Here is a 24,305-nt window from a genome sequence, read left to right on the forward strand (position 1 = left end):
TTAATGATAGAAAATAAGTGTTATACTATGTAACTTTATCATGATAAAGTAGTTGAAATACCTTTGAAGGAGGAAAAGTATGAAGACATCGATTATTGGGTTCCCACGTGTGGGAGAGTTGAGAGAACTAAAATTTGCGACAGAAAAGTATTTTAGGAAAGAAATATCGGCAGAAGAATTAGAAGCAACAGGAAAAGAGTTGCGCAAAAAACATTGGCAGTTATTGGTCGATCAGGGAATCGATTTTATTCCAAGTGGTGATTTTTCCTTTTTTGATACGACATTGGATGCAGCAGTTTTATTAAATATCGTGCCTAAAAAGTACCAAGCGTTACAATTATCACCATTAGAAACTTATTTTGCTTTAGCAAGAGGTTATCAAGGTGCCTCAGGAGATGTGACGGCATTGGCGATGAAGAAATGGTTTAATACGAATTACCATTATATGGTTCCGGAAATCGATGATGATACTGAACTAAAACTTGTTGGAGAGAAACTATTTACCACTTTCAAGGAAGCAAAAGAAGCTGGTATCAATACGAGACCAACAATAATAGGGCCGTTTACTTTATTGAAATTAGCAACCTATCATGGAACTAAACAAGCAGTTGATTTTTATGAGGATGCGATTATCGCCTATGCTCAGATTTTTGATCGCTTGGCAGAAGCTGGTTGTCAATGGCTTCAAATCGATGAGCCAGCTTTAGTTTTAGATTTATCGCCAGCTGAAGTTCAACAATTTAAGAACGTATATCAAAAATTATTGGTTAAAAAAAGCACTCTAAAGATATTAGTTCAAACGTATTTTGGAGACGTTCGAGATGCGTACAAAGAATTGATCGATTTAGCATTTGATGGAATTGGTTTAGATTTTGTAGAAGGAAGAAAAACACTAAGATTACTTGAAAAATATGGTTTTCCTGAAAACAAAATATTATTTGCTGGAATTGTAAACGGAAAAAATATCTGGAAAAATAATTATAAAGAAACTTTAACGCTACTTGAGAAACTTCAATCATTTGGTGAGATCGTATTGAACACTTCCTGCTCATTGCTTCATGTGCCGTTTACATTGGTAAATGAAACAGGATTAACAAAGAAAGTGACAGACCATTTTGCATTTGCTGTAGAAAAATTAACTGAATTAAATGATTTAAAGCAAATCATTGCAAATAAAGATGAAAACCAACCATTATTAAAAGCGAATCTTGACCTATTTGCTCAAGAACGTTTCTCTAAAAATGACCATGTTTTACAGCAAATCAACGCGTTGACAGAACAAGATTTTATTCGCGTGCCGTCACTAACGGAACGTGCAGTTGTTCAAAAAGATACATTGAAACTACCGATTTTGCCGACCACAACGATTGGCTCTTTCCCCCAAACAAACGAAGTCAAACAAAATCGGGCAAAATTTAAAAAAGGTGAAATCACTGAAGCGCAATATACAGAGTTCAATAAAATAAAAATCGCAGAATGTGTCGCTTTTCAAGAAGGAATCGGGTTAGATGTTTTAGTTCATGGTGAATTTGAGCGTAATGATATGGTGGAATATTTTGGCGAAAGTTTAGATGGTTATTTGTTTACTGAGAAAGCATGGGTTCAATCATATGGCACTCGCTGCGTAAAACCACCAATTATTTGGGGAGATATTTCACGCTCAAATCCAATTACTGTGGCGTATTCAACCTATGCCCAAACGTTAACTGATAAACCGATGAAAGGAATGTTGACAGGACCTGTAACAATTTTGAATTGGTCATTTCCTCGTGAAGATATCAGTATAAGAGAGTCAACGTTGCAATTAGCTTTAGCTATTCAAGAAGAAGTACTGGATTTGGAAGCCAATGGAATCGAAATTATTCAAATCGACGAAGCAGCATTGCGAGAAAAACTACCATTACGTCAAACTGACTGGCATTCTGAGTATTTAGACTGGGCAATACCAGCTTTCCGTTTGGTTCATAGTAAAGTACAACCAACGACACAAATTCATACACATATGTGTTATAGCGAATTTGCGGATATTATTCAAGATATCGATAATATGGATGCTGATGTTATTTCATTTGAAGCTTCCCGTTCAAATTTTAAAATATTAGATGCTTTAAAAGCAATCGATTTTCAAACCCAAGTAGGGCCTGGGGTTTATGATATCCATTCACCGCGTATTCCTTCGGTAGAGGAAATCGAAACCACGCTTCGCAATATTTTAAGTAAATTATCTGTTGAAAAAGTGTGGGTTAATCCTGATTGTGGACTAAAAACACGTGGTGTGTTAGAAACAGAAGCTAGTTTGAAAAATTTAGTCCTCGCAGCAAAAAAGGTACGTGGAGGGGTGTAAATGAGAACAGATACCTTGTTCAAAGAAAAGACTGTCTTTTCCTATGAAATTTTTCCACCTAGACGAACAGCACCGATTGATACGATTTACCATACATTGGATCGTTTGAAAGGACAGCAACCTGATTTTATCAGTGTGACGTTAGGGGCTGGTGGAGCGGGTGCTAACTTGAGTACTGCGGATATTGCGCAAAAAATTCAAGACGAGCAATTTTTACCAAGTGTGGCGCATTTGCCAGCTGTAAATTTTTCAAAAGATGAGATCCTAGTTATTTTAGAAGAGTTAAAACAAAAAAAGGTAGAAAATATTTTAGCGTTAAGAGGGGATCTTTTGCCGGAGAAGGAACCTAAAAAAGACTTTTCCTATGCGAATGATTTAGTCACTTTTATTCAGGAACAAGGGGATTTTAACATTATTGGCGCTTGTTATCCAGAAACTCATAGTGATGCAGCCAGTTCTGTTGAAGATATCAGAAATTTGAAAAGGAAAGTTGATTGTGGAACAAATCAATTAATCACACAATTGTTTTTTGATAATAACTATTTTTACACATTCAAAGAAAAGTGTGATATTGCTGCTATCGAAGTACCAATTCAAGCTGGAATCATGCCAGTTGTTAATAAAAAGCAAATTGAACGTATGGTCATGATGTCTAATGTGACGTTGCCAACGAAATTTTTAAAAATGATGGAGCGCTATGAGCATAATCCAGAAGCTATTCGGGATGCAGGTATTGCGTATGCTATCAATCAAATTGTTGATTTAGTTGCACAAGGAGCAGATGGTATCCATCTGTATACGATGAATAATCCGTACGTAGCACAAAAAATCAGAGAAGCAACGCGGAGCTTATTTGATGCATCATAGATAATAATTCTTATGATGATTGGTTAGATTTAGAGTGTGACTCAAAACAGATTCTTAGTTTTGGGTCACACTCTTTTTTATTTTCACAAGATCATTATGTGGACTATGATCGAATTGATTTTAAAACAATTGGTGGATGATTAAAATGTTCCCTATTGTTTTTTTGAAAATTAATTAAATAACATTTCGTTTATGAAGTTGTTTTATGGACTTTGAAAACAATTATTTTTTTTTTTTGAATAAACCACCGGGTGTATTTATTTATTTTGTTATATATATGTGTAAAACATTGATTTTAAAGGTTTTTTAGCTTTTTATCTCAATGAAAAAAATCGTGATAAGTTTTTTTATTTTTTCTAATTTAGTAAAAAGAATTATATTTGAAAAATATAAAATTTATTGACATGAAAAATAACAATAGGTATAGTTTACATATGGGTGAAAATAGTATTTTAAAACACACATATATATTTCAGTTCTTTTATCTATTTATATTAAGAATAATGAGTGAATTAAAAGAGGTCAAAGACGCTAATATTGAAGAAGTGAAAGGAGATTGTCTATGCCAAAAAAAACGCCTGTCCGAAAGAATGGTCGTTCTAAATACGAAAAGGCTGGGCGGAGTAATTCCAGACGCTCTCGAGATCAGACATATGCAGAACCCAAAAGGCTATATCTGGATAACGAAAGATATGATGAACGTGTTGTTCGAAAGCGACCACGGCCGAAAATACGAAATTCTCATAATGATTTTTATGAAGAGTCTGGACCTAGACGTTTGGAATATCAAGAGGCTCCTCGTCCTCAGCAAACTCGTCGTCCGATTCCAACAAGGAGAATGAGTGATGAGTATAATAGGCGACCTCGCTCACAGCCTGTTGCTAAAAGCCCAGGTGTCTTGGTGTTTTCTTTTATAAGTAATTTAGTATTTTATGGTGTTACGATCGGGATTGTCTTGATGGCCGTTATGTTCTCGTTTAGTTCAAAGTCGACAGCATCGATTTTTGGTTATCGATTTTACACAGTTTTGACTAATTCTATGGTTCCTCAAGAAAATGGCCCAAAAGGTGGCTTTTATGCAGGGGATGTCGTCATTGTTAAACTTATGGATGGTGATAAGGTCAAAAAAGACGACATTGTAACATTTGCTGTCGGTGATGGTTCACGCTATTTGACTCATAGAATGGTAGAACGTATGGATGAATTGAATGGAAAAAAAGGCAATTATTTAGTTACTAAAGGTGATGCTAATAAAAGCAATGATCCGCCCATAACTTCAGATCGTGTATTGGGTAAGGTAGTCTTTGCGGTGCCAAAGATAGGTAGTGCTATCGAGTTTGCTCGAGAAGAATTTTGGGCTTGTCTAGTTTGTATTCTTTCATTGTATGGATTCTTTTTAGTATTGAAGTCCTATCTATTTACATCGGATGAAGATTTAAATGAGAGAAGAAAAAAGAGACGAGCACTATACGAAAGATAATATTAACACTTAGCTTTATCTTACAAAGCAAGTGAGAATATACATTAATTTTAAGTAGGAGGATTATTAAAGATGAAAAAAAACAAAAAGAAAAAGTTGGTGGCAGCTTCTGGATTGGCTTTACTAGCCTTTCTCGCAGGTACTTTTGCTTGGATTAACTCGCAAGATCAAAAGATTAACCGTGTGAGTGCATCTGCATTCAAAGATGACAGCGTGAGCGTAGAAGAGAATTGGAGCCCTGTAGATATCATTCCAGGAACCGAAACAACTAAAGAAGTAACGGTTAAAAATACCGGAAGTGGACCAGTATTTGTCCGCATATCTTATGAAGAAGTATTGAAACATTTGAAGGGAAAAGGTGATGTGACAAACCGAGACACAGGCTGGACAGCTAGCGCAACACCGAATCCATTAGCAGATGATGTTCCTGTGGGATATGACGGGGCTAAGTATGTAAATGGCACAAGTAACTATAAAGATGTGACAAGCAAGGTAAAAGATGCTCAAGGAGCTGCTTTACCAGCTGGTGTAAAAGTCTATGCAAAAGGTTCAGTTACTAAAAACCCTGTGACAAATTCAGAGGTTACTACATTCAATTATTCAGCATTTTTTGAATATGCAACTGGAAAATACCAAGCAATGGAAACAGATGTATCTGTATCAGGCGGAAATAGTGAAAATTCTCTAGTGGAAAATTGGGATTTTGTTATGTCCAAAGCTAAATATTCCGTTTATAGTGGTGGATACAAATATGTTGTAACAAACTGGGCGGCATCTTCTCTAGAAGGGGCATCAGAAGAGGCGACAAAAGTAAAAGCTTCTTTATTGGGAAGTGCAGGTAAAAAATATGATATAGAATATGACTATACAAAAGCAGCATTAGGTCTTTCGGAGATTCCAGCTGTAACAGTAGCGACAGCCGCTGACCAAATTCCAGTAGCTAACTCAGATAGAAAAGGCGTTCAAGCAGATAAGGCAGCTTTAGATGTTAGTGGGATAAATATTGAATATGGTACAGAAATTGGAACGACTAAAGATTTGAAGAATGATAAATGGGTTTATAACAATGAAGACGGCTATTTCTATTTTAGTAGTCCACTTAACTCTGGCGAATCGACACCACAGTTATTGAAAAAATTAGTATTTACAAATGAGATTGGAAAAGAATATACAAATGCAACCTATGATTTGATTGTCAAAATGGAATCTATTCAAGCAACTAAAGAAGCTTTATCTGATAGTACTGGTTGGAATTTGAACGGAGCAGATGGCTCAGAAACTAAAAAAATCGCAACATATTTAGATGGACAAGCAGTAAGCTAATTTTTAATTGATATGAATAAGAAACAGGAAGGGGAAAAACGATGCAGCAACAATCAATGCGAAAACGTCTATTAGTTCTGGTTTTGTATAGTTTTTCAAGTATTTTCATCACCTTTACCAGCGGAACGCTACTAGCTGTTGCCAGTCAAACCCTTCCTCCAGGAGTGATTATTGGCGATGAGACTGGGATATCTGCTTCTTCTGAAGGAGAGTACTATGTTGACTTGCCAAATGTCCTACCTGGAGAAAGTTATGAAAAGACCATCACGATTCGTAGTATGGATGTAAAAGAGCCTTTTGAGTTAGGATTAGTGGTTACTCCAGATTCAAGCAAAGGAGCAATCGATTTTAGCAAACAAATAAACTTAACTTTGTCTCTGGATGGAAAAAAATTGTATCAGGGTCCATTATTAGGGAACGAAGAATTTGATTGGACTGTCCAGCCATTGATAATAGGAGTTTGTGAATATGGTAAAGATCAAATTTTAACTGCCACATTTGAAGTAGATAAAGATCTGACACTTGCAGATCATAAAGAAGAAAGCCAGTTGCTTTATCATTGGACGTTTGTTGCAACAAAGAATCAGCCTAAGTCAACTGATAGCAGTACAATCTCACCAGAGAAACCAAAATCTACCGGCATTTTTCCGATGACAGGTGAAGAAGTCAAAAATTTGATCTATAAAACATTAACTGGACTTTTGTTAGTATTAATTACGATTTTATTATGGAAAAAACGTAAAGAAGAACAAGGTAAAGTAGATTAGAGGAAGGGGGAAGCAAATGAGTAGAGGGAAAAAATTATTGAAAATAATTAATCAAAATAAACCTTTTTTGGCAGTATTTTCTTTATTTTTAAGTCTATTGCTTGTAGTAGGAAGTACTTACTCGTGGATTACCTATAGTGATGAGAAAATCAACACCAGTAAGTCAAATGCTAAAAAGCTTTCCGCAATAATTGAGGAAACTTTTACTCCAAATCTACAATGGGTACCTGGCAAAACAACAACAAATGAATTATCAGTAAAAAATAACGGACAAATACCAGCTATAGTTCGCATCTCTTTGTATGAGTTCTTTGCTCAGTTTGAACTTGACATGACTGATTCTGCAGGTAATGGCAGTAGGAAAATTGTAAATCATTCAAGCGGTTCTGATATGCAGGTAGAGGATGTTTCAACTTGGGCAAAAAAGAATACATATAAAGTAGCTTCTGGGAAATATTTTACAGCCTCAGAGGTCTATAAGGGAGACATAAGCAATCCAAATACAGCGTATGTTTATAAGGGGAATCGACGGGTCGATAGTCTTAGCTATCTAACGATTCAGTTTAATGATAAAGATATTTATGATGAGAAAAATAAGCCGATATCTGGGAGAAAAAACTACTGGTATTATTCTGATGGCTATTTTTATTATTCAGAAGTATTGCAGCCTAAAGAAAAAACCAAACAATTGGTTCAAAGTGTCGTGTTAGAGAAAAATATACCTAATCAGTACAAAGGTTCTTTATATCAGTTAATTCCTGTTATGGATGCTCATGATAGTACAACGTCTCTATTAAAGGATTGGAAAATTACTTCCAACTCGTATGTAGAAACGATGTATCGTGGAAAAGTTCATTAGGAGGGACTCAAGATGAAACACAAGAAAAAGTTTGGACATATTTTCTGGATAGTGCCTGTGATAGTTGGATGCTTAGTTATAGGTAGTGTTGTAGCGTATGCTGCGATGATGGTAAGAGAAGAGAAAGTAGATCTTTTACAGATTGGAGACCTTCAAACGAAAGTGAGTGAAGTTTTTAGTGAACCAATAACAATTTTACCAGGAACCTCAATTGAAAAAAAAGTAGCTGTAGAAAATACAGGAACAATCAACCAATTTGTTCGAATAATGGTCCAACCAGAAATTCGTTTAGAAAGTAGTGAAAGTACTCGTTTATTCCCTTCAAAAATTGGGTCGGAAATCCTTTTAGACTTGAATAGTCCTTATTGGAAATTAGGAGAAGACGGGTATTATTATTATTTAGAAGCGTTAAAACCAGGTAGATCGAATAGTACAGAAACCTTATTTAAGCAAGTAACTTTGAAAAAGGAATTAGGAGCAGAATACCATAAAGCAACTGTTAGTTTGTTGGTGAAAGTTGAAGCGATTAATTGCACAAGATATGCTTATCGTGATGCTTGGTGGCAAGGAATTGTCCCTAGTAATGGAGAACTGCGAGTGATCGACAATCAATTAGCTAATAAAGCAGAGTAAGATAGGCGCATGGAATATTCATTCCGTGCTGGCCTTTTTACGTTCAATACGCATGAAATGAGTGTTTTCAATGAAGAAATCATTGATTTGATGAGTATTGAAAAGAAGGGGGATAAAATGAAAAAAAAAGGACGAAAATATAATAGAAAATGGTTGTTGGCATTGTCACTAGTAGTAGTAACGTTGATTCTTGGGTATTTTTTTATGAGTAGAAACAAACTTAAAGCATCTACTGTGGTGACGAGTGGTGATTTTAGGTTAACAGCAGAAAATAAATGGAGTCAAAAAGACCGAAAAAATTATGCGGCTTTAAAATGGGATAAAATCAATGATTTGAGTCAATCAGGCTATCAATTATATCAATCTGAGGATGGTAAAACATGGAATAACCGTTCTCTTAATTACGGGAAGCCAATAAAAGTTTTGAATTTGTATCCTGATCAAATCAGGTCTAATACGTTAAAAGGTTGGATGGATAGCTTAAATTTAAAAGCATCAGATGGTTCTAACTTGATTCAGGTTACGCCAGTAACCTTAAGTGATTATAACGCCAATCCGAATGCTTATTTGAAAGACGATGCAGGTGTATATCAGTATGATGTATTGATGTTTGGTTCATGGGATACAAATAATGCGAAAGATATCAGTAAAAATGCCGCTGAAGAAACAATAACATATCTTGATACAGGACGAGGCGTGTTATTTGGTCATGACACAGTAAGTGATTATAGTACAAGAGCTGAATTTTATTCACATTTTAAAGACTTATTAGGGGTAGGTCGGCGTCAAACAAATTCTATGACTGGTTCTGCTGAAGTTCGATTAATTAATAATGGATACTTAATGAAATTTCCTTTTGAATTAGAAAATGATGTCGTTTTGAACATTCCTTATGCTCATAATGTTGAATTGCAAGATACAACGGTTGGAACAACGTGGCTTGAATTTATCAATCCTACCGCTCCTTGGCCCAATCCAATTTTAGTAGATGGGAATTGGCGCGGAGGTTGGTACTTAAAGACTAATAACAATGTTGGAATGATTCAAACGGGACACTCTCAAGGGAATTCAAATTTGGATGAAAGAAAGATTATTGCAAATACGTTGTATAATTTGGCACAAGTATCGCTAGATAACTTTGCTAATGACCAGACTGTTAAAGATGATCAAGCACCAAATAAGCCTAATACAAATATCAGTTGTGGTAAAGGAGGAAACTTCAATATTGAGATAGATGCTTCTGATGAAGGAAAAGAATATCAATGGTATATCGAAGCACATACTAAATCATCAGGCAAAAAAAAATCAGATATTGTGAAAGAAGTTATCGTAAGTAATATTGAAGGTTACTTTTATGAAGTAACGAATTCACCAAAATCAAATTTGAAAGAAAAAGTTGAAGGGTATAAAGATTCATATGGCAGAATAGATCCAGAAAAATATGATTTGTATGTCGCCCCAAATGAAGATTCTGTCGAATATGATACGAAAAGTACTTTTTCGATTCAAGAAAGTAAAAATTCAGAAAAATATCTACATGTTTTAGCTGTGGATCGTGCTAGTAATATTTCGTCAGTAAATAGTCAGCGCATCAAAGACTTAAACCGGAACATTGATTTTAACGTTGAACGTACGGAAAATGAAGTTAAATTAATTGAATTGAATTTAGATAACACTCTAAATAAAAAAATGGATTCATTGGAAATACGTATCCCTAAAAATACAGTGATTAAAGATTTTAGTTCCTTAGTACTGCCTGAGAAGTGGACAGTTAAGGAAGGCAATACTGAGACGGAATATAACGATTTTACATTTGCTATCAAAGAAAATAACGACTTGCTAGTAATTACGAACTTTATCAATCAACTGAGATTTTCAATTAATGATCCGGTTGACCAAAAAGGTGAAATTAAAATAGTTTTTTATGAAAAGGATAAAAATGAAGCTTCATCAAGCAAAGTAACGAACGTTTGTTGGGCAGAAGACATACCTCAAAAAGTTATATTGAAAGCATATGATGAAATGAACAATGCAATTCCTTCAGCTGATATACTGTTAGATCAGAAGTTAACAATTGCTAAGACGGAAAGTATAACTCCTAAAAAAATGGAGTTTTATGATTTTGTTAAGCTAGTAAGTACTGAAGGGAATCAAATAACACCAGTTGAGTGGACGATTACAAATGAAGTTCAAGAAGGTCACTTGATTTATAGACTTCGGAAGTTGACAGTTCATAGTAGACAAGTTGTGAATAATGCTAATAATCAAGTTGTTGTACCTAAAAGAGGGTTTGGTACGTTAACTAGCGGAAATACGCTAGGGGAAAAGAAAGATGAGTTCTCATTAAATATGAACTCCACAGTAGATAACGGATCAGCTTTTGACACTTATATTATTCGTTATCAAATCAAGGAACCATTGTATACCTTTATATCCAAAATTCCGATGAATTATGAGTTGATTGGATATGTATTGACGACTGACAAGGGCCAACATCTATCTAGTAACAGTTCGCAAACACCGATTCAAGTTGATGTATCAAAGAACCCTGAGTTTTGGTTGACGACGTATATCAAACCAGTGACACTTCAGCCTACATTTCACCATTGGGAATACAAAGAAAATAAACTAGGAACAATCCAGAACGAATAAACCCATAGGAAAATAATCTTAAGGTTGGCAGTAACTAGAGAAATTGGTTTTTAGAGTACCATTGATTAGGCTAAAGGAAAACTCTAAATCTAATGGATAGGAATGAGGGACAATGTATTTACTATTGGCGGCTTTAGGGAGTATCATTTTTATTCATAGCATTCTACTTATTTTCATCATCCGAAAAAATACGGAAATAACAAATAGGCTTGATCAGCTCACTAGGAGAAAGCCTTCTTCTAGGATGAATAGACAATCCGTTTCTTCAAAAAAAGAAATAAGTAGGAATAATGAACAGTCTATGACTGAAAATTAAACTGATGAGACGAGGAAGTAGGGAACGATGAATCTAGGTTATGCTCATGGCAATAGATTAAATCAGCAATTTGACTTTTTGGAGGATTATGAAGTAGAAGAAATTTTTTCAGATGACACTCAAAGCTATGGAGTGTTTCAAGATCCAGAAAGTGATTATCAACGGATGTTGGATTACACAGAACCAGGTGATTGTATAGTGATTGCTTTTTTAGAAGTGATTTCAAGAGACTATCAAGTGCTACTCAAGTTTTTTAATGAATTGGAAGATTTAGAACTAGATTTGATTGTATTAACCTCCCCAGAATTGACTTTATTAGAGTGGCGGGAAGTTCTTTTGTGGATTGATAGAAATGACCGATTAGTGCATCCACGGTTGATTAAATTAAAACTGAAGCAAGAAAAAAGTCGAAATAAAGAAACGTATTCTGCATTCAGCAAAGATAGCGAGGCTAAACGACTATACCGTGGAGTGATGTGGCAATTACTTGGAAAACAAAAATTGAGGACAATCGCTGAGCAAAAAGGTGTTCCAATTGAGACGATTTATCGGATTCAACAAGAGTTCAAAAGAGTGAAATTAGCAGGTATTTTGGCTATTTGTTTCTTTTTGGCGATTGCGACTCTTAAAATAACGGAGAATTTTTCAGATAATTTATGGATTCAGATAGTCGTTTGTGTTGTTACCACACTTGCTATTCTTTATAATACTTTAGCAGATGATGAGTAGTTAGGATAAAAGTTGCTGAGAAAAAATAGATTGCATATAAAAATAGTTTTGTTTTCCCTTATGAGTAGATAGGGGGAAACAAAACCATTTTTTAGAAGCTCATTTTTTCGATTCGATCAAATGCTTCTTTTAATATCGTTATATCTTGGGTCGCTGCTAAACGCACATAATTATCTCCAGTTGTTTCACCAAAAGCTTTACCGGGAATCATCAGTACATTGGTTTCTTTCAAAACTTTTTCAACAAAAGGCACTGAGGTAAGTCCTGTTTTAGAAATATTGATGAAAGCATACATGCTGCCTTTAACTGGATGTAATGAAAGAAACGGAATAGATGCGATTCGTTGTTCCAGATATTCTAGTCGTTCTTTAAAAATGGAAACGACTGCTGGTACTAATGTTTCAGCATGATTTAAAGCATAAATACCGGCTTGTTGAGAGGGGCTTGGTGCAGAGTAAGTAATACTTTCATTGATTAATTTTGCTGCCTCATTGATATAATCAGGTGCAATCATGTAACCGATGCGCCAACCAGTCATCGCAAACGCTTTTGAGAAGCTACTGAACGTGATCGTATTTTCAGGAGCAAAGGTTGCCATTGGAACAAAGTCATCGTAGAAGCAGAAGGCTTCGTAAACTTCGTCAGAGAGAATATAAAAATCGTGTTCAATAGCCAAATCAGCAATTGCTTTAAACGTTTCAGGAGAAAAAACAGCGCCTGTTGGGTTATTTGGCGAATTGATAATAATGGCTTTTGTTTTATCTGTAATGGCAGCTTTCAATACATCGATATTAATTTGAAAACCATCTTCTTCATAAGTTGGGATAAATACTGGTTTACCGCCAGCAAAAATCACTTGATCTTTATAAGGTGAGAAGTACGGTTCGTGAATGATGACTTCATCTTCTGGATCTAATAAAACTTGTAAAGTCAAATACATACCGTGTAAGGCTCCGACTGTAGCACGTACTTGGTTTGGATCAAAGTTTAGACCGTATTGTTTTTGATAAAACGCAACGACAGTATCAATAAATTCTTGGCTACCGCCAGAAGCAGTATACTTTGTATGGCCGTTTTTTGCATCTGTAAAGGCGGCATCGATAATTCGCTCGTCTGTAATTAAATCGGGATCACCTATTGATAAATCTAGTAAATCTGGTACTTGTTTTGCTAAGGTAGCAATATCCATTAAGATATTTTCAGCAGGTTGTTGATGTTTTTTTGCCATGTTTGAACGATCCATGTTGTTCCCTCCAATTACTTATTACTCTATTTATTTTATACCATTTTTTTAAGAGGACAAAGCAAGTTTTTATACTTACTTTGTCCTCTTAAACGTTTTACAAAACTTTTCTTAAAAAATCTTGTGTTCTTGGATTTTTTGGTTGACCAAAAATTTCTTCTGGGGTGCCTTCTTCTTGAATAATTCCAGCATCCATGAAAATCACACGATCGGCAACTTCACGAGCGAAGCCCATTTCATGTGTTACAACGACCATCGTCATTCCTTCAACTGCTAAAGCTTTCATAACGGCTAATACTTCACCGACCATTTCTGGGTCAAGTGCCGAAGTTGGTTCATCAAATAGCATCACATCTGGATTCATCGCTAATGCACGCGCAATTGCTACCCGTTGTTGCTGTCCGCCAGATAGACTGGAAGGGTAGCTAGAAGCTTTATCTTTTAAGCCAACTTGTTCTAACAGAGCTAGCGCTTTTTCTTTTGCAGCTTCGGTTGTTTCTTTTTTGACTTTGATTGGACTGATCGTTAAATTATCTAAGACTGTTTTATGAGGAAATAAATTGAAATTTTGGAATACCATCCCCATTTTTTGGCGAAGAGCATCGATATCTGTATCTTTATCCAACAAATTTTTTCCTTCAAATTCGATCGTTCCGTCTGTTGGCTGTTCTAATAAGTTCAAACAACGTAGAAAAGTACTTTTCCCACTGCCGGAAGGACCGATGATCACGACCACTTCACCAGCGTTTACATCTAGATCGATTCCTTTTAGGACTTCGTTTTTCCCGAAGGTTTTGTGTAAGTTTTTTATATTAATCACTAGTACTCATTCTCCTTTCAGCAACACCTAGTAGGCGAGAAATAGTAAAGGTTAAAACAAAGTAAATCAATGATACCACAAGGTATGGTAAGAACGGTTTAAAGCTTGCGCCTTGAACATTGCCGGCTTGGAAAATCAGCTCTGAAACCCCAATAACGGAAACCACAGATGATTCTTTGATTACCGTTACAAATTCATTTCCTAAAGCAGGTAAGATATTTTTGATTGCCTGAGGTAAAATGATATAACGCATCGCTTGTGGTTGGTTCATTCCAAGAGAACGAGCTGCTTCTAATTGTCCTTTGTTGACAGCGTTGATACCAGCACGGACGATTTCTGCGACATAAGCCCCACTGTTTAATGCAAGAGCAATACAACCAGCAGCGATTTTCGATAAATCAAGACCTAAAACCCCTGTACCAAAATAAACAATAAAGATTTGTACTAATAACGGAGTGCCGCGAACGTATTCAATATAGCAAATGGCAATACCGCGTAAGATTTTTGACTTAGACAATTTCATTAAAGCAAGTAAACCACCTAAAATTGCACCGAATAATACCCCCATAAAGGCTAAGAAAATCGTATAACCAGCACCGCTGATATAGAATTTGCCGTATTTTCCAAGGAAGCTTTCATCATCTGTAAACATTAATTTGCCTGCTTCTTTTTTGTAGCCATCTAATAGATTATTATCATTGATTGTTTTGATCGAAGCGTTGACTTTTTCTTCTAAGATAGGTGCATTTTTAGGAATTGCAACAGCTGCATCTTTTTCGCCTTGTTCAAATGTCACATCAGCAAATGTCAATTCTTTATCACGGTCCACATAAGCTTCCGCGACAGGGCCTTCTAAAACAGCAGCATCCACTTTTTTATTTTTTAAGTTCATAATGATGTCTGGGACTTTTTGTAAAGAAGTTGGAATCGAACCGACAAGTTCTGTCTTTGCTAATTCTTCTTGTGTCGTTTGTTTTTGAACGCCAACTTTTACATCGTTGAAATCTTTAGTTGACTGGAATTGATCTTTGTCTGCTTTTCTAACGACGACTTTTTGTTGGACGGTCATATAAGGAGTTGAAAAATTCACTTCTTTCAGTCGCTCAGGTGTTGGTGCCATCCCTGAAATGATCAGGTCGATCTTACCTGTTTTCAATGCTCCTAATAATGCATCAAAACCCAATTCTTCGATTTTTAATTTAACGCCTAGGTCATCTGCGATTTTTTGTGCGATCGAGATATCAAAACCAACAACTTGGTCTTTCCCATCAACGTCTGCATGAAATTCATACGGTGCATAATCAGCAGATAAGCCAACGATCAGCTCTCCACGTTTCATGATACTCTCATAGACAGGATCTGGTTCTTCTGCGATTGCTGTGGCTACAGGGATAAAAGTGAGTAGTACCAGCAAGATGGGAATAATAAGAGCTAAAGTTTTTTTACATAAGTTCATTTGCTTTTCTCCTTTATATTGGATTGGTAACAGTCAAAAAAATCTAACTGTTTTGGTTTTCGATAAATATTCTAAAAAACGTGTATAAATGTATAAAAATTTATTGTTTTTGGATGTGTTTTATCATATCATAGATTAAGGGAAAGGAAAAGTGAATTTTATCAAAGAATTTACAAAAGTTCACTTTTGCATAAAAATTAGTAAAAAATGAAAGGTCGAGAAGAATGAATCAATCATTAATCGTAAGAGGAGCACCCCAAGAATATGAATGCCGAGTTGGCGCGTGGGATGACTTAGAAGAACATTTAAATAGAAGAAAAATCAAACGTGTTATGATTTTACATGGGAAAGACTCATGGGAAGCGGCGAAACCGTATTTTCCTTCTTTAGTGAATATAGATGCATTTTTTATTGAGTATGGTGGGGAGTGTACCGATGAGAAGACATCTGAATTGAAAAAGATCTTTGACCAAAAAGAGCTAGAAGGAATCATAGCCGTTGGTGGTGGAAAGATTGCAGATTTAGGGAAAGCAGTAGCCAATCAATGTAACACGCCTATCTTGATTTTACCAACATTAGCTGCAACTTGTGCGGCGTATACTCCACTAAGTGTGATATATAAAATGGACGGTTCTATGGATCGTTATGATGTATTTCCGCAAAGTAATGCCTTAGTGTTGATCGAGCCTAACGTTATATTAGCTTCACCGATTGATCTGATGATTGCAGGAATCGGAGATACTGTGGCTAAATGGTATGAAGCAGATGCAATGATCTCACAATTAGAGATACAGCCAATTGAGATCCAAGTCTCTGCATTTGCAGCAAAAAAATGTCGGGATGTTTTGCTTACAGATAGTCAAGAAGCGCTTAATGCTATGAGAGAACAAGAAATGAATCAAGCCTTTTTAAATGTAGTAGAGACGAATATTTTACTTGGCGGAATGGTGGGTGGCTTTGGTGATGATTACGGTCGTACGGCAGGCGCTCATTCCATACATGATGCGCTGACGATTTTACCTGAGAGTCACCAACAGTTACATGGTAATAAAGTTGCTTACGGTGTTTTGGTTCAGTTAGTCATTGAAAATAAATGGTCAGAAATTGAGCAACTTATTCCGTTTTATCATAGTTTAGATTTACCAATTTCCTTAAAAGAGATGAAAATGAATTTATCAGAAGATGAATATAACCGAGTTGCAGAACGTGCTGCCGAGCCTCATGAAACTATTCATTATATGAAAGAAACGATTACATCAGAAATTGTCAAAACAGCCATGATGGAACTTGAAACAGCCATGAGCAACAAATAAGTGAAGTTGAAAAAATAAAAAGAACTGGAGACAAAAGATTTTTTTATCTTGTCTCCAGTTTTAATGTCTAAGGATATGCTAAAGAAAGCCCGTAAAACCTTGCAAATACGAACAAAAAAAAGTATGATGAGGAAAGTGTAAATTTACAAAAGAAAGTAGGAGAATGAATGACAGAACCAGCCATTCGTTATCGTTTAATAAAGAAAGAAAAACATACAGGTGCCCGTTTAGGAGAGATCATTACCCCTCACGGAACGTTTCCAACACCAATGTTTATGCCTGTAGGAACGTTAGCGACAGTAAAAACAATGTCACCAGAAGATTTGAAAGAGATGGGCGCAGGAGTGATTTTGAGCAATACCTATCATTTATGGCTTCGTCCAGGCGATGATTTGATTGCAGAGGCAGGCGGCTTACATAAATTTATGAATTGGGACCAACCAATCCTAACCGATTCTGGTGGTTTTCAAGTGTTTTCATTAAGTGATATGCGTAAAATCACAGAAGAAGGCGTTCATTTTAGACATCATCTGAATGGATCTAAATTGTTCCTTTCACCAGAAAAGGCAATCAATATCCAAAATAATCTAGGTTCTGATATCATGATGAGTTTTGATGAATGTCCGCCATTTGATGAAAGCTATGATTACGTGAAGAAATCAATTGAGCGGACATCACGCTGGGCAGAGCGTGGGTTAAAAGCTCATGCTAATCCAGACCGTCAAGGCTTATTCGGAATTATCCAAGGTGCTGGATTTGAAGATTTACGTCGTCAAAGTGCCAAAGATTTGATTAGTATGGACTTTCCAGGCTATTCCATTGGTGGTTTATCTGTGGGTGAACCAAAAGCTGAAATGAATCGCGTGTTAGACTTTACAACACCGTTGATTCCTGATAATAAACCAAGATATCTAATGGGTGTAGGAACTGCGGATTCATTGATTGATGGTGTGATTCGAGGGATCGATATGTTTGACTGTGTCTTGCCGACTCGAATTGCTAGAAATGGTACTTGTATGACATCTAAAGGACGTTTGGTTGTTAAAAATGCGCAATACGCAAGAGATTTCCGTCCGTTGGATGAGAAGTGTGATTGCTATACATGTAAAAACTATACTCGAGCTTATATTCGCCACTTAATCAAAGCGGATGAAACATTTGGGATTCGTTTAACATCTTACCATAATTTATATTTCCTATTGAATTTGATGAAACAAGTTCGTCAAGCGATCATGGATGATAATTTACTTGAATTTAGACAAGCCTTTTTTGAAGAATATGGCTTCAATAAAGAGAATGCGAAAAGTTTCTAAAAAAGTGATCAAAAGACTAGTGTTGTACACGAAATTTTGTTACAGTAAACTAGTGATTATACGATAGAGAGGTGAATAGATAATGGGCGGAGGACTTTCGTTTATTTTACCATTAATTCTTTTAGCAGGAATGATGTTTTTTATGACACGTTCGCAAAAGAAACAACAAAATGAACGTCAAACACTTTTAGATGCAATGAAAGTGGGCGATGAAGTTGTAACGATTGGCGGATTACACGGTGTAATTTCTGAAATCGATACTGACAAAAGAACTGTATTGATCGATTGCGAAGGAATTATCCTTGAATTTGATCGTGCAGCGATCAAAACAGTAAAACCAGGTACTGTTGTTACAAATGACAGTGACGTAACGGTTGTTGAAACGAAAGAAACAGTCGTTGAAGAACCAACAACAATTTCTGAAAACGATGAAACGAAAGAATAAATTCCAGCTTGCTGGGATTTTTTCTTTCTAACATAACGAAGAAATCCACATAGATTATTCTTTGGAAAGAGGGGGAGAACCATCGAAAAGCTGTCATGGCACCAAAAGTTCTTGTTGAAAAAAGAATTAAAAAGCAAATGCCAATCTTTTCAGCAACTTGGTTATTCATCAGTCAATGAGGCGGAATTGATGAACTACCTCGTTTCTTATCGTTGGAAAAAACAATCTCCAGCATCGATCAAGGAATGCAAGGAAGATATTCTACATATTGAACCAAATGAATTTTTTGATTATCAACAATTACTTGCACAAACAAGTAGTTTAAAGATCAAAGATTGGCATGATTTAACGGACCTATTCTAATGGTGAATAGGTCTTTTTTTCTTTTTGTAAGATAGAAAGCGCTTATCTATGTTGCGGTGAAAAAAACTTAATTAAATGTGAAAAAAATCACAATAAAACTATTTACAAGAAAAAAATAATGTTGTATGATGTGTATGTGAAATAGTTAACAAACAAAAATAAATCATTTATTTTTCTAGGAGGATCACAATGGCTAAAACAATGAAGAAAGAAGATACCAAAATGACTGATGTATCAGCAATGATCGACGAGTTAGCAAAAAAAGCAAATGTTGCTTTAAAAGAAATGGAAGACTTCGATCAAGAAAAAGTTGACCACATTGTGCACCAAATGGCAATGGCCGCATTAGACCAACATATGCCTTTAGCGAAAATGGCAGTTGAGGAAACTGGCCGTGGAATTTACGAAGATAAAGCAATCAAAAATATGTACGCTTCAGAATATATTTGGAACAGTATCAAACATGATAAAACAGTAGGCGTTATCAACAAAGATGACCAAACAGGATTAATCGAAATCGCTGAACCAGTGGGTGTAGTTTGTGGTGTTACACCAACAACAAACCCAACATCAACAACAATCTTTAAAGCATTGATCTCAATCAAAACACGTAACCCGATCGTCTTTGCTTTCCATCCAAGTGCGCAAAAATGTTCTGCAGAAGCTGCTCGTATCGTTCGTGATGCCGCAATCAAAGCAGGCGCTCCTGAAAACTGTGTACAATGGATCGAACAACCTTCATTGGAAGCCACTTCAGGTTTGATGAATCATCCTGGAATCGCTATTGTTTTAGCCACTGGTGGTGCTGGTATGGTGAAATCAGCTTACTCAACTGGTAAACCAGCGCTAGGTGTTGGACCAGGTAACGTTCCTTCATATATTGAAAAAACGGCAAAAATCAAACGTGCAGTCAATGACTTGATCGTTTCTAAATCATTCGATAATGGGATGATTTGTGCCTCTGAGCAAGCTGTGATCGTAGATAAAGAAGTTTATGCAGCTGTCAAAGCTGAATTTGAAGCACATCAAGTGTATTTCATTAAACCAAACGAATTACAAAAATTAGAAGATGCTGTTATGAATGAAGGCAAATATGCAGTTAATCCAGCAATCGTTGGGTACTCAGCTGAACATATCGCTGACTTAGCAGGAATCAAAGTACCAAAAGGCACTAAAATCTTAGTTGCTGAAATCGAAGGTGCAGGAGCTGAATACCCACTTTCACGCGAAAAATTATCACCAGTATTAGCGATGATGAAAGCGAAAAACACAGATCATGCATTTGATTTATGTGAAGCAATGCTTGAATTAGGTGGTTTAGGTCACACAGCTGTGATTCATACAGAAGATGAAGATCTACAAGTGAAATTTGGTTTACGTATGAAAGCTTGCCGTATCTTGGTGAACTCTCCATCAGCAGAAGGTGGAATCGGTAATATCTATAACGAAATGATTCCTTCATTAACATTAGGTTGCGGATCTTACGGTAAAAACTCAGTGTCTAAAAACGTATCTGCTGTTAACTTGATCAACGTCAAAACTGTAGCGAAACGGAGAAATAATATGCAATGGTTTAAATTACCGCCAAAAATTTTCTTTGAAAAAAATTCATTACAATATCTACAAAAAATGGAAAACGTTGAACGTGTGATGATCGTTTGTGACCCAGGAATGGTTCAATTCGGCTATGCTGATACGGTTCGTAAAGAATTACAAAAACGTAAAAACGACGTTCAAATCGAAGTATTCTCAGCTGTAGAACCTAATCCTTCTACAAATACAGTTTACGCTGGAACAAAAGTCATGGTTGATTTTGAACCAGATACAATCATTGCTTTAGGTGGCGGATCTGCAATGGACGCGGCTAAAGGCATGTGGATGTTCTATGAACACCCAGATACAGAATTCTTTGGCGCGAAACAAAAATTCTTAGATATCCGTAAACGTACGTACAAAATCGACAAAGCTGTTAAAACACAATTTGTATGTATTCCAACAACATCAGGTACAGGTTCAGAAGTAACACCATTTGCGGTTATTACAGATAGCGATACACATGTAAAATACCCATTAGCTGATTACGCATTGACTCCAGACGTTGCGATCATTGATCCACAATTTGTGATGTCAGTTCCAGCTTCTGTAACGGCTGATACTGGTATGGATGTATTGACACATGCAATTGAGTCTTACGTTTCAGTAATGGCTTCTGATTACACGCGTGGATTAAGTTTACAAGCAATTAAATTAGTCTTTGAACACTTAGAAAACTCAGTGAAACGTCCAGATGCTGAAAGTCGTGAAAAAATGCATAACGCATCAACAATGGCTGGTATGGCTTTTGCCAACGCATTCTTGGGAATTTGTCACTCAGTAGCACATAAAATTGGTGGAGAATATGGGATTCCTCACGGACGTACTAATGCGATTTTATTACCGCATATCATCCGTTACAATGCCAAAGATCCTTCAAAACATGCTATGTTCCCTAAATATGACTACTTCCGTGCCGACACAGATTACGCTGATATTGCGAAATTCTTAGGTCTTAAAGGAAAAAATACAGCAGAGCTAGTAGATGCATTAGCAACAGCTGTTTACGATTTAGGTGTATCTGTTGGAATCGATATGAACTTGAAAGCACAAGGTGTTACACAAGAAATTCTTGATTCAACAGTTGATCATATGGCAGAACTTGCTTATGAAGATCAATGTACTACAGCTAATCCAAAAGAACCATTGATCAGTGAATTAAAACAAATCATCATCGATGCCTACAATGGTTAATTGAATAAATTGAGAAGAGCGACGTAAAAGTTGCTCTTCTTTTTTTATTTAGAGGTATAATAAAGTCAAAACAAATGGGAGTGATACCAAATGACCATCAGAGAGGCCAAGTTAGAAGATGCAGAAGTAATCAATCAATTAAATACCTATCCGTTGAATCACGACTATCCATTAGAAGAAACTAGAAATCAATTAAACTATCTATTATCTTCACCAGTGAATAAAGTATTTGTAAGGATTGTTGATGAAAGAGTAGTTGGTTATATCCAGCTAAGTGAATATGTTTGTACTTATGGACCTAAGCTGATGAATGTGATGGCGCTAGTGGTAGATGAAAATATACACGGTCAAGGTGCAGGCAAATCCTTACTTAACCATGCAGAGCAATGGGCAAAAGAAAATGGAGCAAAAGGTATTCGGCTAAATTCAGGTGTTGAAAGAACCGAAGCGCATAAATTTTATGAGCATCAAGGCTATGAAAGAGTGAAGAATCAAGTGAACTTCAGAAAATTATTTTAATCAAAATAAATCGAATCAGGAAAAGAGGCAACAAATGATTGCATTAAAATCAAACAGAGAAATAGATATGATGGCGAAGTCAGGTGCATTATTAGCGGATGTACACAAGCAATTGCGGACATTTATCAAGCCTGGAATTACAAGTTGGGATATCGAAGTATTTGTTCGTAATTATATCGAGAGTCACGGAGGTGTGGCGGCTCAAATTGGTTTTGAAGAGTATGAGTATGCAACGTGTTGTAGTATCAATGATGAAATCTGTCATGGTTTTCCGAGGAAAAAAATATTAAAAGATGGAGACTTGATCAAAGTCGATATGTGTATTGACCTGAATGGCGCAATTTCAGATTCTTGCTGGGCTTATTCAGTAGGCAAAGCGACAGATGAAACGAAACATTTAATGAACGTTACTAAAAAAGCTTTATATTTAGGCATTGAGCAAGCTCAAGTTGGCAAACGTGTTGGCGATATCGGTCATGCCATTCAAACGTATGTGGAATCTGAAGGTTATAGTGTTGTTCGTGATTTTATTGCCCACGGCATTGGTCCAACGATTCATGAAGAACCATTTTTTGCCCATTATGGAGAATCTGGTAAAGGGTTGCGATTAAAAGAGGGAATGACAATAACAATAGAGCCCATGGTAAATGTCGGTTCGTGGCAAATGGAAATGGAATCAGATGGCTGGACTGCCAAGACAAGAGACGGTAGCTTGAGTTGTCAATATGAACATAGTTTAGCCATTACCAAAGAAGGACCAGTGATTTTAACTTCACAAGGAGAAGAAGGCAGTTACTGAGATAAAACATCGTTCAAAAATAATCAGGAGCATGGCTTTTTCAAATAACTCATTTGATGTATATAATAGGGTCAAAGTATTTGATTTATTCTATTTCAGAAAGGATGAGCAAAGATGTCCAAATTTTCTCCATGTTTATGGTTTGATGGAAAAGTAGAAGAAGCAGCTGAGTTTTATGTGAACGCATTTGAACAAAGTAAAATCAATAAGGTTGATTACTATGTAGATAGTGAACATCAACCTAAAGGATCAGTTTTGACAATCTCATTGACACTTGCTGGACAGGAAGTTATTTTGCTGAATGGGGGTCCTGAATTTAATTTTACACCTGCAATTTCATTTTTTGTAGAATGTGAGACGGAAGCGCAAATCGACGAGTTGTGGGAAACATTAAGTCATAATGGTGAAGTTTTGATGGAATTTGGGTCTTATCCTTTCAGCAAGAAATACGGGTGGTTAAAAGACCAGTATGGTGTTTCGTGGCAATTAGTCTTATCTGAAACACCGCAATCTATTGCACCGAGTTTCTTGTTTGTTGGAGAGCAGTTTGGAAAAGCAGAAGAGGCAATGAACCAATGGATCGAGATTTTCGGTGAAGGTAAGGTAGAATATGTCCAAAAAAATCCAGATGGGACTGTCGCGCAAGCTCTATTTACAATGCATGGACAACCATTTCGGGTGATGGATAGTGGCGAGGCACATGATTTTACTTTTACGATGGCCACTTCGTTTTATATTTATTGTAAAGATCAAGCAGAGATCGATCGCTTATGGGATGCGGTCACAGCTAAAGGGAAAGAATGGCCCTGTGGTTGGATGGAAGATGAATATGGCGTGTGTTGGCAAACTGTTACAAAGGATATGGATAAATTATTCGATAATTCTGATCCTGATAGGGCGTATCGCGTAATGCAGGAATTGTATAAAATGAAACGGATTGATATAGCGGCATTGAGAAAAGCATATGAAGGGTAAACGAAGAAAATCAAGTAAGTTCTTTTTCTAAAACTAAAATGATTTTGAAACGCTATTCATTTGTTTGAAGAAATAGGCTTTAGCCTAAATGTAGGTGAGTTTATTGGGAAAGCTGAAAAGCATTGGGTTTCTCCGCAATATTCTGCTTTATCACAACATAACATCGGCTATTTTTATGTTTGCACATTGGCTGATAGGATTGCAGTTCCACTGGAAAAAGAACCGATGCGCTAGGTGTCTTTGGAAATCGTAGAGGAAAAACTATTTCAGGAACACCATCTATACATGTTAAAGAAAACATT

The 24,305-nt window shown here is 36.1% G+C and carries 20 protein-coding genes; 17 read left to right on the forward strand and 3 right to left on the reverse strand.

The window, feature by feature from the left end:
- Nucleotides 1-79 precede the first annotated feature (79 nt).
- From metE to I580_RS06250, 9 genes are all read left to right on the forward strand, one after another.
- On the forward strand, nt 80-2,344 hold the full coding sequence (metE, locus tag I580_RS06210) for a 5-methyltetrahydropteroyltriglutamate--homocysteine S-methyltransferase (RefSeq protein ID WP_010771103.1): 2,265 nt from the start codon (nt 80-82) through the stop codon (nt 2,342-2,344).
- Nucleotides 2,345-3,211: a methylenetetrahydrofolate reductase [NAD(P)H] gene (metF, locus tag I580_RS06215; protein ID WP_010771104.1), complete on the forward strand. Its 867-nt coding sequence runs from the start codon at nt 2,345-2,347 to the stop codon at nt 3,209-3,211.
- Nucleotides 3,212-3,773: 562 nt separating this feature from the next.
- Nucleotides 3,774-4,691: a signal peptidase I gene (locus I580_RS06220; protein WP_010771105.1), complete on the forward strand. Its 918-nt coding sequence runs from the start codon at nt 3,774-3,776 to the stop codon at nt 4,689-4,691.
- Nucleotides 4,692-4,763: 72 nt separating this feature from the next.
- A complete protein-coding gene (locus I580_RS06225) occupies nt 4,764-6,014 on the forward strand; it encodes a hypothetical protein (RefSeq protein WP_010771106.1) in 1,251 nt (416 codons plus the stop codon).
- A 41-nt stretch (nt 6,015-6,055) separates the two neighbouring features.
- Nucleotides 6,056-6,781 carry a hypothetical protein gene (locus tag I580_RS06230; protein WP_010771107.1) on the forward strand — a complete coding sequence of 242 codons (726 nt, stop codon included), beginning with the start codon at nt 6,056-6,058 and terminating at the stop codon, nt 6,779-6,781.
- 16 nt (nt 6,782-6,797) lie between these two features.
- Nucleotides 6,798-7,640 carry a BsaA family SipW-dependent biofilm matrix protein gene (locus I580_RS06235; RefSeq protein ID WP_010771108.1) on the forward strand — a complete coding sequence of 281 codons (843 nt, stop codon included), beginning with the start codon at nt 6,798-6,800 and terminating at the stop codon, nt 7,638-7,640.
- Nucleotides 7,641-7,652: 12 nt separating this feature from the next.
- On the forward strand, nt 7,653-8,273 hold the full coding sequence (locus I580_RS06240; RefSeq protein WP_010771109.1) for a hypothetical protein: 621 nt from the start codon (nt 7,653-7,655) through the stop codon (nt 8,271-8,273).
- 9 nt (nt 8,274-8,282) lie between these two features.
- A complete protein-coding gene (locus I580_RS06245; RefSeq protein WP_010771110.1) occupies nt 8,283-10,925 on the forward strand; it encodes a hypothetical protein in 2,643 nt (880 codons plus the stop codon).
- Between the two features lie 343 nt (nt 10,926-11,268).
- The gene (locus I580_RS06250; RefSeq protein WP_010771111.1) at nt 11,269-11,970 is read left to right on the forward strand and encodes a recombinase family protein; all 702 of its coding nucleotides are present in this window, start codon (nt 11,269-11,271) and stop codon (nt 11,968-11,970) included.
- Nucleotides 11,971-12,061: 91 nt separating this feature from the next.
- Here the strand turns inward: I580_RS06250 and I580_RS06255 are convergent, their stop codons facing one another.
- The 3 genes from I580_RS06255 to I580_RS06265 form a co-directional block, all read right to left on the reverse strand.
- Complete coding sequence (locus I580_RS06255; RefSeq protein WP_010771112.1) at nt 12,062-13,213, reverse strand: pyridoxal phosphate-dependent aminotransferase; 1,152 nt, start codon at nt 13,211-13,213, stop codon at nt 12,062-12,064.
- A 97-nt stretch (nt 13,214-13,310) separates the two neighbouring features.
- Nucleotides 13,311-14,033: an amino acid ABC transporter ATP-binding protein gene (locus tag I580_RS06260; protein ID WP_010771113.1), complete on the reverse strand. Its 723-nt coding sequence runs from the start codon at nt 14,031-14,033 to the stop codon at nt 13,311-13,313.
- The gene (locus tag I580_RS06265) at nt 14,026-15,489 is read right to left on the reverse strand and encodes an ABC transporter substrate-binding protein/permease (RefSeq protein WP_010771114.1); all 1,464 of its coding nucleotides are present in this window, start codon (nt 15,487-15,489) and stop codon (nt 14,026-14,028) included. The genes I580_RS06260 and I580_RS06265 overlap by 8 nt, the downstream gene beginning before the upstream one ends.
- 224 nt (nt 15,490-15,713) lie before the next feature.
- Between I580_RS06265 and I580_RS06270 the strand changes: the two genes are divergently transcribed.
- The 8 genes from I580_RS06270 to I580_RS06305 all read left to right on the forward strand — a co-directional run bounded on the left by I580_RS06270 (nt 15,714) and on the right by I580_RS06305 (nt 24,003).
- Nucleotides 15,714-16,802 carry an iron-containing alcohol dehydrogenase family protein gene (locus I580_RS06270; RefSeq protein WP_010771115.1) on the forward strand — a complete coding sequence of 363 codons (1,089 nt, stop codon included), beginning with the start codon at nt 15,714-15,716 and terminating at the stop codon, nt 16,800-16,802.
- Between the two features lie 167 nt (nt 16,803-16,969).
- Entirely contained in the window at nt 16,970-18,115 is a 1,146-nt protein-coding gene (gene tgt / locus I580_RS06275) for a tRNA guanosine(34) transglycosylase Tgt (protein ID WP_010771116.1), read from the forward strand.
- 82 nt (nt 18,116-18,197) lie between these two features.
- Nucleotides 18,198-18,560, forward strand: coding sequence for a preprotein translocase subunit YajC (gene yajC / locus I580_RS06280; protein ID WP_010771117.1), 363 nt, complete (start codon nt 18,198-18,200; stop codon nt 18,558-18,560).
- A 114-nt stretch (nt 18,561-18,674) separates the two neighbouring features.
- Nucleotides 18,675-18,923, forward strand: coding sequence for a post-transcriptional regulator (locus I580_RS06285; protein ID WP_245558636.1), 249 nt, complete (start codon nt 18,675-18,677; stop codon nt 18,921-18,923).
- A gap of 189 nt (nt 18,924-19,112) precedes the next feature.
- Entirely contained in the window at nt 19,113-21,710 is a 2,598-nt protein-coding gene (adhE, locus tag I580_RS06290; protein WP_010771119.1) for a bifunctional acetaldehyde-CoA/alcohol dehydrogenase, read from the forward strand.
- Between the two features lie 90 nt (nt 21,711-21,800).
- Nucleotides 21,801-22,229 (forward strand): GNAT family N-acetyltransferase, encoded by a 429-nt coding sequence (locus tag I580_RS06295; RefSeq protein WP_010771120.1) that lies wholly within the window; start codon nt 21,801-21,803, stop codon nt 22,227-22,229.
- Nucleotides 22,230-22,263: 34 nt separating this feature from the next.
- Nucleotides 22,264-23,028 (forward strand): type I methionyl aminopeptidase, encoded by a 765-nt coding sequence (map, locus tag I580_RS06300; RefSeq protein WP_010771121.1) that lies wholly within the window; start codon nt 22,264-22,266, stop codon nt 23,026-23,028.
- A 114-nt stretch (nt 23,029-23,142) separates the two neighbouring features.
- A complete protein-coding gene (locus I580_RS06305; protein ID WP_010771122.1) occupies nt 23,143-24,003 on the forward strand; it encodes a VOC family protein in 861 nt (286 codons plus the stop codon).
- Nucleotides 24,004-24,305 lie beyond the last annotated feature (302 nt).

Origin of the sequence: Enterococcus caccae ATCC BAA-1240 (assembly GCF_000407145.1) — a bacterium.
Lineage (GTDB): Bacteria > Bacillota > Bacilli > Lactobacillales > Enterococcaceae > Enterococcus_L > Enterococcus_L caccae.